Origin of the sequence: Bradyrhizobium guangdongense (assembly GCF_006483445.1) — a bacterium.
Lineage (GTDB): Bacteria > Pseudomonadota > Alphaproteobacteria > Rhizobiales > Xanthobacteraceae > Bradyrhizobium > Bradyrhizobium guangdongense_A.
This window is the reverse complement of the sequence record NZ_PPPT01000102.1, coordinates 45,775-58,669: the sequence shown is the minus strand read 5'-3', so window position 1 is coordinate 58,669 and position 12,895 is coordinate 45,775. Positions and strand designations below refer to the sequence as shown.

Annotated in this window: 11 protein-coding genes; 8 read left to right on the top strand and 3 right to left on the bottom strand. The window is 64.1% G+C overall.

Going from position 1 to position 12,895, the window contains the following annotated elements; translation table 11 throughout:
• Nucleotides 1-112 precede the first annotated feature (112 nt).
• Entirely contained in the window at nucleotides 113-1,285 is a 1,173-nt protein-coding gene (locus C2U70_RS14985; RefSeq protein WP_140979068.1) for a M20 aminoacylase family protein, read from the bottom strand.
• A 171-nt stretch (nucleotides 1,286-1,456) separates the two neighbouring features.
• Between C2U70_RS14985 and C2U70_RS14980 the strand changes: the two genes are divergently transcribed.
• From C2U70_RS14980 to C2U70_RS14955, 6 genes are all read left to right on the top strand, one after another.
• On the top strand, nucleotides 1,457-3,076 hold the full coding sequence (locus tag C2U70_RS14980; RefSeq protein ID WP_140979066.1) for a GMC family oxidoreductase: 1,620 nt from the start codon (nucleotides 1,457-1,459) through the stop codon (nucleotides 3,074-3,076).
• A gap of 400 nt (nucleotides 3,077-3,476) precedes the next feature.
• On the top strand, nucleotides 3,477-4,421 hold the full coding sequence (locus tag C2U70_RS14975; protein ID WP_140979064.1) for a metallophosphoesterase family protein: 945 nt from the start codon (nucleotides 3,477-3,479) through the stop codon (nucleotides 4,419-4,421).
• Nucleotides 4,422-4,435: 14 nt separating this feature from the next.
• The gene (locus C2U70_RS14970) at nucleotides 4,436-4,762 is read left to right on the top strand and encodes a cupredoxin domain-containing protein (RefSeq protein WP_140979062.1); all 327 of its coding nucleotides are present in this window, start codon (nucleotides 4,436-4,438) and stop codon (nucleotides 4,760-4,762) included.
• A 100-nt stretch (nucleotides 4,763-4,862) separates the two neighbouring features.
• Nucleotides 4,863-5,414: a sigma-70 family RNA polymerase sigma factor gene (locus tag C2U70_RS14965; protein ID WP_140979060.1), complete on the top strand. Its 552-nt coding sequence runs from the start codon at nucleotides 4,863-4,865 to the stop codon at nucleotides 5,412-5,414.
• A complete protein-coding gene (locus tag C2U70_RS14960; protein ID WP_140979058.1) occupies nucleotides 5,411-6,172 on the top strand; it encodes an anti-sigma factor family protein in 762 nt (253 codons plus the stop codon). The genes C2U70_RS14965 and C2U70_RS14960 overlap by 4 nt, the downstream gene beginning before the upstream one ends.
• Before the next feature lie 158 nt (nucleotides 6,173-6,330).
• Nucleotides 6,331-6,702 (top strand): VOC family protein, encoded by a 372-nt coding sequence (locus C2U70_RS14955; protein WP_140979056.1) that lies wholly within the window; start codon nucleotides 6,331-6,333, stop codon nucleotides 6,700-6,702.
• Between the two features lie 105 nt (nucleotides 6,703-6,807).
• Here the strand turns inward: C2U70_RS14955 and hpnO are convergent, their stop codons facing one another.
• Nucleotides 6,808-8,199, bottom strand: a complete 1,392-nt coding sequence (gene hpnO / locus C2U70_RS14950; RefSeq protein WP_140979054.1) for an aminobacteriohopanetriol synthase HpnO — start codon at nucleotides 8,197-8,199, stop codon at nucleotides 6,808-6,810.
• A 124-nt stretch (nucleotides 8,200-8,323) separates the two neighbouring features.
• On the opposite strand from hpnO, the gene C2U70_RS14945 reads away from it, so the two are divergent.
• Nucleotides 8,324-8,971 (top strand): DUF2147 domain-containing protein, encoded by a 648-nt coding sequence (locus C2U70_RS14945; RefSeq protein WP_186294268.1) that lies wholly within the window; start codon nucleotides 8,324-8,326, stop codon nucleotides 8,969-8,971.
• Here C2U70_RS14945 and C2U70_RS14940 read toward each other — a convergent pair.
• Entirely contained in the window at nucleotides 8,921-11,509 is a 2,589-nt protein-coding gene (locus tag C2U70_RS14940) for an MMPL family transporter (protein ID WP_140979050.1), read from the bottom strand. The genes C2U70_RS14945 and C2U70_RS14940 overlap by 51 nt on opposite strands.
• Before the next feature lie 452 nt (nucleotides 11,510-11,961).
• Between C2U70_RS14940 and ispH the strand changes: the two genes are divergently transcribed.
• Entirely contained in the window at nucleotides 11,962-12,888 is a 927-nt protein-coding gene (ispH, locus tag C2U70_RS14935) for a 4-hydroxy-3-methylbut-2-enyl diphosphate reductase (protein ID WP_140979076.1), read from the top strand.
• The last annotated feature ends 7 nt before the right edge of the window (nucleotides 12,889-12,895 follow it).

Genomic DNA, 12,895 nt, shown 5'->3' with positions numbered 1-12,895 from the left:
AGGGGGAGTCTCCGCAAGGACGGTAAGAGTTTGACTCGCGGAGAGTCCCCCTCACCCGATCGCTTCGCGATCGACCTCTCCCCGCAAGCGGGGCGAGGTCAAGACAGAGCCTTTACGACGCCGCCAGCGACGTCTCGACCAGCTTGATCCAGTAGGACGTGCCGTAGACGATCGCCTCGTCGTTGAAATTATAGGCGGGGTGATGCAGGCCCGCGCTGTCGCCATTGCCGCAGAAGATAAAGGCGCCGGGGCGCGCTTCCAGCATGTAGGCAAAGTCCTCGCCACCCATCAGCGGCGGCATCTCGTGCACGTTGGCGTCTCCAGCGACCTGCTTCGCGACGCTGCGCGCCACATCGGTCTGGGCGGCGTGATTGACGACCACGGGATAGTTGCGCTTGTAGTGCAGGTCGATTTTTGCACCAGTGATCTGCGCCACACCCGCGACGACTTCGCGCACACGCTTCTCCACCAGCGCGCGCACCTCAGGTGTCAGCGTGCGGATCGTGCCCTTCAATTCCGCGGTCTGCGGAATGACGTTGCGGGCGTTGCCGGCGTGGAATTCGCAGATCGAGATGACGGCGGATTCCAAGGGATCGACGCTGCGCGCGACGATCGATTGCAGCGCCGTGATGAGCTGCGCGCCGACCATGACGGAATCGACGCATTTGTGCGGACGCGCGGCGTGGCCGCCGAGGCCCTCGATGTGGATGTCGACCTCGTCGGTCGCCGCCATGATCGGACCCTGCCGGATCGCGAAGGCGCCGATCGGGATGCCCGGACCATTGTGCATGCCGTAGACCTGGTCGATGCCAAAGCGCTCCATCAGGCCATCCTTGACCATGGCCGCGCCTCCCGCGCCGCCCTCCTCGGCGGGCTGGAAGATCACGACGGCATCGCCGGCGAAATTGCGGGTCTCGGCGAGATAGCGCGCGGCACCCAAGAGCATCGCGGTGTGGCCGTCATGGCCGCAGGCGTGCATCTTGCCCGGCGTCTTGGACGCGTAAGGCAAATTGGTCTGTTCCTCGACCGGCAAGGCGTCCATGTCGGCGCGCAAGCCGATCACCTTGAGATCGCCGCCGGCCGGCTGCTTGCCCTTGATCACGCCGACCACGCCGGTCTGGCCGAGCCCGGTCACCACCTGGTCGCAGCCAAACTCGCGCAGCCTGTCAGCCACGAATGCTGCGGTGCGGTGGACGTCGTAGAGCAGTTCGGGGTGCTGATGGATGTCCCGCCGCCAGGCCTGGATATCGGGTTGAAGGTCGGCGACGCGGTTCACGATGGGCATGGGGCTCTCAAGCTCAGGTTGGATGATCGGGATTGTCTAACATGCAAGCAGCAGTCCACCTAACGGCCACGGATCGGGGGTAGCTCTGTCCTCTGGACATGGCCGGGCTTGTCCCGACTATCAGCGTCTGACTAATAGGACGGAAAGTGCTGGGATGACCGGGGTGGACGAATGCCGAAGCGGCTCGAAGGCGAGTTTGATTACATCGTGGTCGGAGCCGGCACCGCCGGCTGCATCCTCGCCAACCGGCTGTCGGCCGATCCGACCAAGCGCGTGCTGGTCCTGGAGGCCGGCGGCGACGACAACTGGATCTGGTTCCATATCCCCGTCGGCTACCTCTTCGCGATCGGCAATCCGCGCTCGGACTGGATGTTCAAGACCGAGGCCGAGCCCGGCTTGAACGGCCGTTCACTCGCCTATCCCCGCGGCAAGGTGATCGGCGGCTGTTCAGCGATCAATGCCATGATCTCGATGCGCGGCCAGGCCGCCGACTACGACCATTGGCGCCAGCTCGGCATGACCGGCTGGGGCTATGACGATGTGCTGCCGGTGTTCAAGCGGTTGGAGGATCATTTCCTCGGGGCCACCGAGCATCACGGCGTCGGCGGCGGCTGGCGCATCGAGGCGCCGCGGCTGTCCTGGACCGTGCTCGACGCCGTCGGCGATGCCGCCGAGGAGATGGGCATCAAGCGCATTCCCGATTTCAACACCGGCGACAATGAAGGCACGAGCTATTTTCACGTCAACCAGAAGCGCGGCCGGCGCTGGTCGTCGGCGCGCGGTTTTCTCAAGCCTGTGCTCAACCGGCAAAACCTGCGGCTCGAAAAGAACGTGCTGGTCGATCGCCTCATCATCGAGCAGGGCCGCGCCGTCGGCGTGCGCTTCAAGCAGGGCGGCGAAACCATCGAGGCCCGCACCAAGGGCGAGGTGATCCTGTCGGCGGGTGCGATCGGCTCGATCCAGGTGCTGCATCGCTCCGGCATCGGCCCCGCCGAATGGCTCACCCAGCTCGGCATCGACCTCGTGATGGACAAACCCGGCATCGGGCGAAACTTGCAGGACCATCTCCAGCAACGCGCGATCTACAAGGTCGAGGGCGTGCGCACGCTGAACGAGACCTATTACAATCTGTTCCGCCGCGGGTTGATGGGTCTCGACTACGCCTTCCGCCGCCGCGGTCCCCTCACCATGGCGCCGTCGCAGCTCGGCATCTTCACCCGCTCCGACACGACGCGGGCGCGCGCCAACATCCAGTTCCACGTGCAGCCGCTGTCGCTCGATAAGTTCGGCGATCCCCTGCATCGCTTCCCCGCGATCACGGTCAGCGCCTGCAATTTGCAGCCGACCTCGCGTGGCACGGTGCGCCTGCGCTCGACAACGCCTGACGAGAAGCCGATCATCGCACCGAACTATCTCTCCACCGATGATGACCGCCAAGTCGCCGCCGACGCGATCCGCACCACGCGCCGCCTGATGCAGCAGCAGGCACTGGCAAAATATCGCCCCAGCGAATATCTGCCCGGCCCCTCCGTCGGCGACGATGATGCCTCGCTCGCAAAAGCCGCCGGCGATATCGGCACCACCATCTTCCATCCCGTCGGCACCGCGAAGATGGGCGCCGTGAATGACCCCATGGCCGTCGTCGACGAGCGCCTGCGCTTCTACGGCCTCGGCGGCCTGCGCATCGTCGACGCCTCGATCATGCCGACCATCACGTCGGGCAATACCAATACGCCGACCGCGATGATCGCCGAGAAGGGCGCGACGATGATCTTGCAGGACGCGAAGTAGAAGGCGTAGCCCGGAAGGAGCGAAGCGCAATCCGGGGACGGAGCTGATCCCGCATTCCACACCGCACGTTGACTATCGCGCCTAACCGCAGCTCAACCGTCATCCTGAGGTGCGAGCCTTGCGATGCACTTTGCATCGCAAGGTGAAGCCTCGAAGGATGGGCCACGGGCGCCTGCGGCCCATCCTTCGAGGCGCGCAAGAGCGCTCACCTCAGGATGACGTTGAGCTTGTGGAAACAGAAGGTCGTGGACTGCACCTCGAAACGAGGAACCTGTCCCGGATTTCGCTTCGCTCCATCCGGGCTACGATTCTCACGAAATCGTCATCCCAGCCGGGAATAAGACCGCCCCTCCCCCGATCACCTCCTCCGAAGCCCAATCAGGGCCAGAGGAGAAGCGGTATGAGCGGACATGATCACGATCACGGCGAAGACGGCCTGAGCCGCCGCAAGGTGCTGGAATGCATGACCTGGGCCGGCACCGGCGTGCTCTGGACCATCACAGGCGGCGTGCCGCGCTCGCTCGGCATCATCGATTCCGCGCAGGCCGCGACCGCGCCCGGCATGACCTTCCTCCAGATCAGCGACAGCCATGTCGGTTTTGACAAGCCGGCCAATCCGAACGCGCTCGGCACGCTGGAAGAAGCGGTCAACAAGATCAACGCGATGCCGGAAAAGCCGTCCTTCATGATCCACACCGGCGACATCACCCATCTGTCGAAAGCCGCCGAGTTCGACAATGCCGAGCGCATCATCTCGCAGACCAAGCTCGACGTGCATTACGTGCCCGGCGAGCATGATTTCATCGACGAGGACGTGAAGCTCTATCGCGAACGCTATGGCCGCGGCACCAAGGGCCATGGCTGGTATTCGTTCGATGCCGGCGGCGTGCATTTCGTCGGCCTCGTCAACGTCGTCGACCTCAAGGGCGGCGGCCTCGGCAATCTCGGCGCCGAACAGCTCGCCTGGCTGGAAGACGATCTCCGCGGCAAGTCGAAGTCGACGCCGGTCGTGCTGTTCGCGCACATCCCGCTCTGGACCGTCTATCCGCAATGGGGCTGGGGCACCGAGGACGGCGCACGTGCGCTCGAATTCGTCAAAGGCTTTGGCTCGGTTACCGTGCTGAACGGCCACATCCACCAGGTGATGCAGAAGGTCGAGGGCAACGTGACCTTCCACACCGCGCGCTCGACCGCATTCCCGCAGCCGGCACCGGGATCGGCCCCCTCACCCGGCCCGATGAAGGTCGAGGACACAAGACTCCGCGCCATGCTCGGCGTCGCCAGCATCAATTTCAAGCAGGGCGACCAGCGGCTCGCGATCATCGACACGCCGCTGCAGGGCTGAACGGGAATTTGCACATGACAAAGATCAATCGCCGCGACTTCGGTCTCGTTGTGGCTGCGGCCATGCTGCTCCCGGTCACCACTTCCCGTGCCGACAACGACACGGAGGTGCATATCGACAATTTTGTCTTCGCCCCCGCCGAGCTCAAGGTGAAGGTCGGCACGACAGTGACCTGGACCAACCGGGACGACATCCCCCATACCATCGTCTCGGCAGGCAAGTTCCGCTCCAAGACGCTCGACACCGACGACAAGTTCTCGTTCACCTTCACGACGGCCGGCGACTACAAATATTTTTGTTCGCTGCACCCGCACATGACGGGGATGATCAAGGTTGAGTAGCGGCTCGAACCAAGGCATCACAACCCTGCCCGGCCGGTGGCTCGCCCCCGGCCGGGCACGCACGTCTTCAACGGTTGGCACCACGACAAAGCGAGCGGCGATGTCCCCGACGAGCGACGATCCGGACAAGGCACGTCGCTTCCGCGAGGCGGCGCTGCCGTATCTCGACGACGTCTATACGCTGGCGCGCTATCTGCTCCGCGACGCCTCCGATGCCGAGGACGCCGTGCAGGAATGCTATCTGCGCGCGCTCAGGCACTTTGACACGTTTCGCGGCGACGCGATCAAGCCGTGGCTGTTCGCGATCCTCCGCAATGTCTGCAACGCCGAATACGCGCGTCGCGCCAACAGGCCGTCGGCAATCGACGACGCGCCTGAGGCCGCCGAGCAAACTCCGTTATGGCGCGAGAGCGAGGCCGGCCCTGAAACGGAGATGCTGCGTCGCCGCGATGCGACGGCGATCCGAAAACTCATCGACGCGCTGGCCGAGCCATTCAAGGAAACCTTTGTGCTGCGGGAAATCAACAATCTGTCCTATCGCGAAATCGCCGATGCCGTCGGTGCACCCGTCGGCACCGTGATGTCCCGCCTCGCCCGGGCCCGCGCCATGCTGCGCGCGGCCTGGACGGCGGAAGAGGAGCAATCGAAATGACCTGCGACGAAGCAAAGATCCTGCTTCACGCGCTGATCGACGGCGAGCTCGATGCCGGCCACGCGCGCGAGGTCGAGGCCCATGTCGCGACCTGCGTGGCTTGCGCAGCCGATCTTGCCGCCTACCGCGACATGAAGCGCGTGTTGGCCGACACCAATCTGCGCTACACCGCGCCCTCGCAGCTGCGCGCGCGCATCGAGGCCTCGCTGCCGCGGGCCGAGCGTCCAAACCGCCGCGCCGTGCTGCGCGGTTTCGCCATGGGATCGGCGGTTTCGGCACTTGCCGCTACCGGCCTGCTTGCCGTCGTGCTGCGCCAGGACGACCAGCAGCGCATCCTGTCGGAAATGGTCTCGGCGCATCTGCGCTCGCTCCAGGCCGGCCACCTCACCGACGTGATCTCGACCGATCAGCACACCGTAAAACCGTGGTTCAACGGCAGGCTCGATGTCGCCCCGCCCGTCATTGACCTCACCGCGCAGGGCTTTACGCTGGTCGGCGGCCGGCTCGACTACATCGATGCCCGCGCGCTCGGCGCCGTGGTCTACCGGCGCCGGCAGCACGTGATCAATCTGTTCGTGGCGCAGACCGCCAACACCGCACTTCGTCCGCCGAAGACGGAAACGATGCAGGGTTTCAACTGCCGGCACTGGACCAATCGCGGCCTGAATTTCTGGGCCGTCAGCGATCTCGGCGCCGACGAGCTCGCAGAGTTCACGGACAAGTTCGAGACGGCGATGAAGGCGAATTTGGAGGGGTGACGGGCTCGTAGCCCGGATGGAGCGCAGCGCAATCCGGGGCCGATCTCGCCCGCTTTGAGAATCCCGGATTGCGCTGCGCTCCATCCGGGCTACAAAAGCTGACCGCTGCTCCGCGATATGTCATCCTCGGCTCGAACAAAATGCATGAGGAGCCGGACATGCTTGACCACGTGACGCTTGGCGTCAGCGACGTGGAGCGATCAAAAACCTTCTACGACCGGGCGCTGCGTCCGCTCGGCATCGCGCGGCTCTATGCCGAAGGCGCGACGTTTGCGGGCTATGGCGTCGGCAGAAAAGCGTTCTTCTGGATCGGGACGCGAGACAAGTCGCAGACCGGCGCTCACGTCGCCTTTGCCTGCCCGGACCGGGCGACGGTGGACGCGTTCCATGCGGCCGCACTGGCGGCTGGCGGAACGGATCACGGGCAGCCGGGTCTGCGCCCGCACTACCATGCCAACTATTACGGTGCGTTCGTGCTGGATCCCGATGGCCATAACATCGAGGCTGTGTGCCACCTGCCGAGCGGATGACAGTCTCGTAGCCCGGATGGAGCGCAGCGCAATCCGGGATTGGCATCGCCGGTTTCAAGAATCCCGGATTTCGCTTCGCTCATCCGGGCTACGGCATCGGCTCGCTTACGCCGACCGCCGCACCGCGTTGTCGACCAAGGTCTTGCCGAGCGACCAGATCGCACCGGGGACCTTGTGACTGCCGGCGATGACGTCGTCGAACGCCTTCTCGATCCAGTTGCAGTCTTCCTCGGTGATGGTGAGCGGCGGCAACAGCTTGATGGTATGGCTGCCGTGGCCCGCGACCTGGGTCAGGATCTTGTGGTCCTTGAACAGTGGCACCGTGATGAGCTGGCAGAACAGGCCTTTGTTGGCGGTCTCGAGCACGTTCCAAGACGCCTTGAGCCGCAACGACTTTGGCGGGCCGAACTCGACGCCGATCATCAGGCCCTTGCCGCGGACTTCCTTCATCAGCTCGTAGCCCGGCACCATGCGCGTCAGCGCAAGCCGCAGCTCGGCGCCGCGCTTGGCGGCGGACTCGATCAGCTTCTCGGATTCCATCACGTCGAGCGTCGCGATGCCGGCGGCCATCGCGAGATCGTTCTTGGAGAAGGTCGAGCCGTGCACGACGGCGCGATCCATCTGGTTGAAGATCTTGTCGAAGATCGCCTTGCGGGTCAGCAGCGCGCCGACCGGGACATGGCCGCCCGAGAGAGACTTCGACAGCAGCACCATGTCGGGTTCGACATTCCAGTGCTCGACCGCGAGGAAGCGGCCGGTGCGGCCCATGCCGGTCTGGATCTCGTCGGCGACGAACAGCGTGCCGTACTTCTTGCAGAGCGCGGCCGCGCCCGGCAGGAATTCGTCGGTGGGCATGTTGACGCCCTTGCCCTGGATCGGCTCGACGACGAACGCCGCAACCTCGCGCGAGGACAGCGCCTTCTCCAGCGCGGCAAGATCGTTGAACGGGATCGAGGTGCAGCCCGGCAGCAGCGGCTCGAAGCCGGTGCGGAAATTCGAATCGCCGGTCAGCGACAGCGCGCCATAGGTCAGGCCGTGATAGCCATGCGCGCAATAGACGATGCCGGGACGACCGGTGGCGCCGCGTGCAAACTTGATGGCGGCCTCAACCGTCTCCGCGCCGGAGTTCGCAAAGAACACCTTGTCGAGATACGGCACATATTTCAGCAGCCGCTCGGCGAGCACGCCGGCGAGCGTGGAGACGTCGAACTGGACGAGATTTGGCAGATCGGCATCGAGCACGCTCTTGAGCGCCTCGCGCATGACCGGATGATTGCGCCCGATCGCGAACACGCCGAAGCCGGAGAGCAGGTCGAGATAGCGCGCGCCGTCGCGGTCATAGAGGTACTGCCCCTGACCCTTCTGGAAGCCGACGTCATATCCGATGGTCTTGAGAACCCGAACGAACTGCTCGTTCAGGTAGCGGTTATGCAGGGAGCTACGCTGCGCCTGGCGGTCAGCAAAGAGCTGTGCCATGTCTGGATTTAGATCGTGCATCCGCTACATACTTCGATTGATGGCTGTTTCGTCAACAGAAAACGATGGTTGCGGCCTTTTGCCCTTTTTCGGACCATCTTCGCAAGCACAGCTTTAGCCCATGTTGCACTGCCGAGGAACTATCATGCGTTTATCCCTTTTCTCCGGAATAGTACTAGCTTGTGGTTACACCAGCCTGACACCGGTTCTCGCCGCCGATCCCACCGGCGACTGGCGGGTCGCCGACGGCGTCGCCAACATTCGCGTGGCGCAATGCTACGGCAGCATGTGGGGCGCGGTGTCCTGGGAAAAGACGCCCGGTGGCCGCGACGAGCACAATCCGGATGTCTCGAAACGGAGCAGGCCAAGCCTGGGCATGGCGATCCTGATCGACATGAAGAAGAAGGCCGGCGTCGATCAATGGGAAGGCCAAGTCTATAACGCCCAGGACGGACAGCTCTACTCCTCGACCATCACGCCCGTCGGCACCGATCAGATGGAGATCAAGGGCTGCGTGCTCGGCTTCCTCTGCGGCGGCGAGACCTGGACCCGGGTCGCCCCGCCGATCCCCTCGAGCCCCGCCAACAGCATGGCCAAGGGCGCGCCGAAGACAACCGGCGCTGCGCCCAAGACGGCTGCGCCCGCAACGCCACCCGCTGCCGGCGCTCCAAAGAGCACCGGCGCAGTCGCCGCGAAGCCGGGCCAGAAGAGCGCTGCCGCCGACACCGTCGGCGACATCTGCCTACTCCCGGAGATTGCGGGGTTTGCCCATGAGGGCCGGCTGAAACAGTAGCACCGCCGCAAGCGTGGTCACGAGCGACAGCGCAAGCAGCTTGCCCATGCTCGACGTGCCGGGATGGCTCGACAGCCACAGGCTGCCGAACGCGGTCGCCGTCGTCAGCGCACTGAAAAAGATCGCCCGTGTCAGGCTGGTTTGCAGCAGGTTCGTCCTGCCGGAACGCCAGGCCACGACATAGTAGATCTTGAAGGCGACGCCGACGCCGAGCAGCAGCGGGAACGCGACGATGTTGGCGAAGTTGAGCGGCAGCCCGATCAGCACGCAGATCTCGAGCGTGACCGCGCCTGCAACCAGAAGCGGCACCAGCGTCATCAGCACGTCGACGATCCGCCGCAGCGTGATCCACAGCAAGAGGCCGATCACCAGCAGCGCGTAGATGCCGGCATGGATGAACGCCTTCACCACGGTGTCGCCGGACTTCAGGATCGACACCGGCCCGCCGATCGCGGTCGGCTCGGCGGCAAGCACGGCAGCGGCAAATTTGCGCAAGGTGTCGTTGTCGTTGGGGTCGCCGCGCGGCAGTGCCTCGACGCGGATGATGCCGTCCTTGCTCTTCCAGCCCGCAACGAGGTCGGGCGGCAGCGTGTCCAGCGTCACCGGCCCGGCCTGCATCGCATTCCGCAACTGGTCGAACACGACCTTCATCGGCGCGACGAACACGGCCTGCGCCTTGACGCGGGTCGCCTCGTCGGACTCGGCGAGCTTTTGCAGCGCCTCGGCGAGCCGCCGCGAGGCCACCGCACCCGGCCCCTTCTCCTCGCCGGCAGTCCGGCGCAAATTTTCGACCGACGACTTCAGGGCCTCGACATTTTCCTGGTCGGTCGGCTCCGCATCGATCTGATCGGGATTGAGCGCGGGGTTGAGCACCTTGGCACCCTGCGCGATCAACTTCAACTTGGGCGCCTGGTCCGGCGGCACGAACGTGTTGAGCGACATCACCCGCAAGACTTCCGGCAGCTTCTCGAGTCTGGCCTCGACCTGCCTGGCCTGGTCCTCGGTGTTGACCATCACGTCGATCGCGTTGGCGCCGGTGTTGGGATCCTTGCGCAAATCGAGGAAGGTCGCGATCGACTCCGCATTCGGATTGCGCAGGTTCATCGGGTTGAAGTCGAACTTCAGGAAGTAGAGCAGCGGCAGGCCGGCGACGGCCAGCAGCAGCGTGCCGCCCACGACGAGCACGCGATGCTTCTCCAGGAAGTGGTCGAGCGGCGCCAGGAAGGCGTAGCCGACCGGCTCCTTTTCGCCGGGCGGGTTGAGCAGCTTCAACAGCGCCGGCAGCACGGTGATGCTCGAGAGGAACGCGACAAGCATGCCGACACCGGCGATCTGGCCGAGCTCGGAGATACCCTTGTAGTCGGTCGGCAGGAAGCAGAGGAAGCCGGCCGCGGTTGCCATCGCCGCCAGCGACAGCGGCACCGCCGAGCGCTTGGCCGCAAGCACCAGTGCGCCCGTGAGATCGTCGTGCTTGTAGCGTTCCGAGCGATAGCGAACGCTGTACTGGATGCCGAAATCGACGCCGAGACCGACGAACAGCACCGCGAACGCGATCGACAGCAGATTGAACGAACCGACCATGATGAGGCCGGCCGCAGTGGTGAGCGCAAGTCCGACGAACAGATTGACGAACACCGCGAAGATGATTTTCGAGGAATGCAGCGCCAGCCACAGGATCAGCAGCACGACGACGACGGTGCCGATACCGTTGACGACGGCGCCCTCCTGGACCGTGGCGTATTCCTCGTTGGCGATCGGAACCGGTCCGGTGAGGCGCACGCGCGCCTGGTACTTGCCGGCAAAATCGAGATCGGCCGCCGCTTTCCGGATCGCGTCGGTTGCGCCCTTTCCGGGCTCCAGCGCGTTGTAGTCGAGGATCGGCTTGAACTCGATGAAGGCGCGCTTGTCGGACGGCTCGAGCGGCTTGTCGCTGACGAGCTCGCGCCAGGAGAAGGTCGCGTTGCCCTTCTTCAGCACGGTCTCGACCGTCTCGGAAATCAGGTTGAAGGGACGCTCGGTGTTGTCGAGCTTGACCTGGCCGCGCTTGACGCCGGCAAGGCCCGTCTCCAGCGCGCCGGTGAGGCCGCGGATCGACGGATCGCCCGCCATGATCTCGATCAGGGGCGCTGCGGATTCGAACTGGCTGGTGATCTTGCCGACCTCTTCGGTCGGCAGGAACAGGAGGCCGTTCTTCTCGAAGAACTCGCCGCTGCCGAGCTGCTGCATCGACTCGAAATTGGTCCTGTCGTCCTTGAGCTTGGCAAACAGCGCATTGGCGGCCGAGTTGGTGAGCTCCGGGGTTGCCCCCTCGACGACAGCCAGAATCGTGGCGTCGCGATCGAACTCGCGGGCGAACTGCTGGTCGCGCTTCCGCCAGTCCAGATTCTGGGCGATCAGCGAATTGATGTCGGTGTTGATCGCGAAGTGATGCGCCGCATAGTAGCCCGCCGCAATCGAGAGCAGGAGCCCCGCGATCACAACAAGGGTGGCAAACCGGGTACAAGCCCTGACGATCGCGACGACGATACCTTGCAGCACAACTTTTCTTTCTAGTGTTAACAGCCTGCCGGAAACGCCCGCTCTTTATCGGAGTTCCCCAACGAAACCTATTGCTGTTTTGGGTGGTTCTAGCCGGGCGAAGGTTCGAAGAAATTGAGGGAGAACATGGCCAAACCACACGTCCGGCCGGTATAGCCAGCCACTTGAGGCCGTAAAGTGACGAACCGGTGAGACACTTGGCTTGGCCATTCTTGCTTACTATAATACCGTAAACTTCCTCGCGCGGGGAACCCGGACGCGCCTACCGCCTTTCCTCGGGACCGATTTTTTGACACAAAGCACGGTATCTCCGTGCGCTTGGCCAAGGGGACGACTGAGGCGGCCCAGCCTGCTGGAACCAATGGTGCGGATATTGCAACTCATTGGTCACGACCGGGGGGCCGCCGGGGACAATCGAACGAATTTGGTGCAACTTGCGTGATGGGCGTCCAATGGAAGTTTATCTAGCGCAGCCGCGCGGCTTTTGCGCCGGCGTGGTGCGTGCGATCGAGATCGTCGAAAGGGCCCTGCAGAAGTACGGCCCGCCGGTCTACGTGCGCCATGAGATCGTGCACAACAAGTACGTGGTCGAGAGCCTGAAGGCCAAGGGCGCGATCTTCGTCGAGGAGCTGTCGGAAGTTCCCCCGAAGGCGGTCACCGTGTTCAGCGCCCATGGCGTGGCCCGCAGCGTCGAGGAAGAGGCCGCCGCGCGCGACTTGCCCGTGCTCAACGCCACCTGCCCCCTGGTCACGAAGGTTCACAATCAGGGGAAGCGCTACATCACCAAGGGCCGGACCCTGATCCTGATCGGGCACGCCGGGCATCCTGAAGTCGAGGGGACGATGGGCCAGGTTCCAGGCCCCGTGCTGCTGGTCCAGAGCGTGGACGAGGTCAAAAAGCTGACGATCCCGGCAGATACGCCGGTGGCCTACATCACCCAGACGACGCTGTCGGTGGACGACACCAAGGACATCATAGCGGCCCTAAAGGCCCGCTTTACAGATATTCAAGGCCCGGACATCCGGGATATCTGCTATGCGACACAGAACCGCCAATCTGCGGTAAGGGATTTGAGCAAGCTGGTCGATCTGATCCTGGTGGTGGGCGCCGCCAATAGTTCGAACTCGAACCGGCTCCGCGAAATCGGCACTGAGGCTGGGGTCGCCAGCTATCTGATCGCCGATGGCAGCAAGCTCAATCCTGAGTGGTTGAAAGGCGTCAAGACCGTCGGCATCACGGCCGGCGCCTCGGCGCCCGAGGTCCTCGTGGATGACGTGATTGAGGCCCTGCGACGGATCGGACCGGTCACGGTCTCGGTGCTCCCGGGCCGCGAGGAGAACATCGAATTCCGGCTTCCGGCAGAACTCGCCGCAAGCTGACCTACCT

What these genes read in the sequence shown, in the direction of transcription:
- C2U70_RS14970 (WP_140979062.1), top strand. Translation starts at nt 4,436, where the DNA reads ATGACAAAGATCAATCGCCGCGACTTCGGTCTCGTTGTGGCTGCGGCC.
- C2U70_RS14975 (WP_140979064.1), top strand. Translation starts at nt 3,477, where the DNA reads ATGAGCGGACATGATCACGATCACGGCGAAGACGGCCTGAGCCGCCGC.
- C2U70_RS14980 (WP_140979066.1), top strand. Translation starts at nt 1,457, where the DNA reads ATGCCGAAGCGGCTCGAAGGCGAGTTTGATTACATCGTGGTCGGAGCC.
- C2U70_RS14945 (WP_186294268.1), top strand. Translation starts at nt 8,324, where the DNA reads ATGCGTTTATCCCTTTTCTCCGGAATAGTACTAGCTTGTGGTTACACC.
- C2U70_RS14960 (WP_140979058.1), top strand. Translation starts at nt 5,411, where the DNA reads ATGACCTGCGACGAAGCAAAGATCCTGCTTCACGCGCTGATCGACGGC.
- hpnO (WP_140979054.1), bottom strand. Translation starts at nt 8,199, where the DNA reads ATGCACGATCTAAATCCAGACATGGCACAGCTCTTTGCTGACCGCCAG.
- C2U70_RS14985 (WP_140979068.1), bottom strand. Translation starts at nt 1,285, where the DNA reads ATGCCCATCGTGAACCGCGTCGCCGACCTTCAACCCGATATCCAGGCC.
- ispH (WP_140979076.1), top strand. Translation starts at nt 11,962, where the DNA reads ATGGAAGTTTATCTAGCGCAGCCGCGCGGCTTTTGCGCCGGCGTGGTG.
- C2U70_RS14955 (WP_140979056.1), top strand. Translation starts at nt 6,331, where the DNA reads ATGCTTGACCACGTGACGCTTGGCGTCAGCGACGTGGAGCGATCAAAA.
- C2U70_RS14965 (WP_140979060.1), top strand. Translation starts at nt 4,863, where the DNA reads ATGTCCCCGACGAGCGACGATCCGGACAAGGCACGTCGCTTCCGCGAG.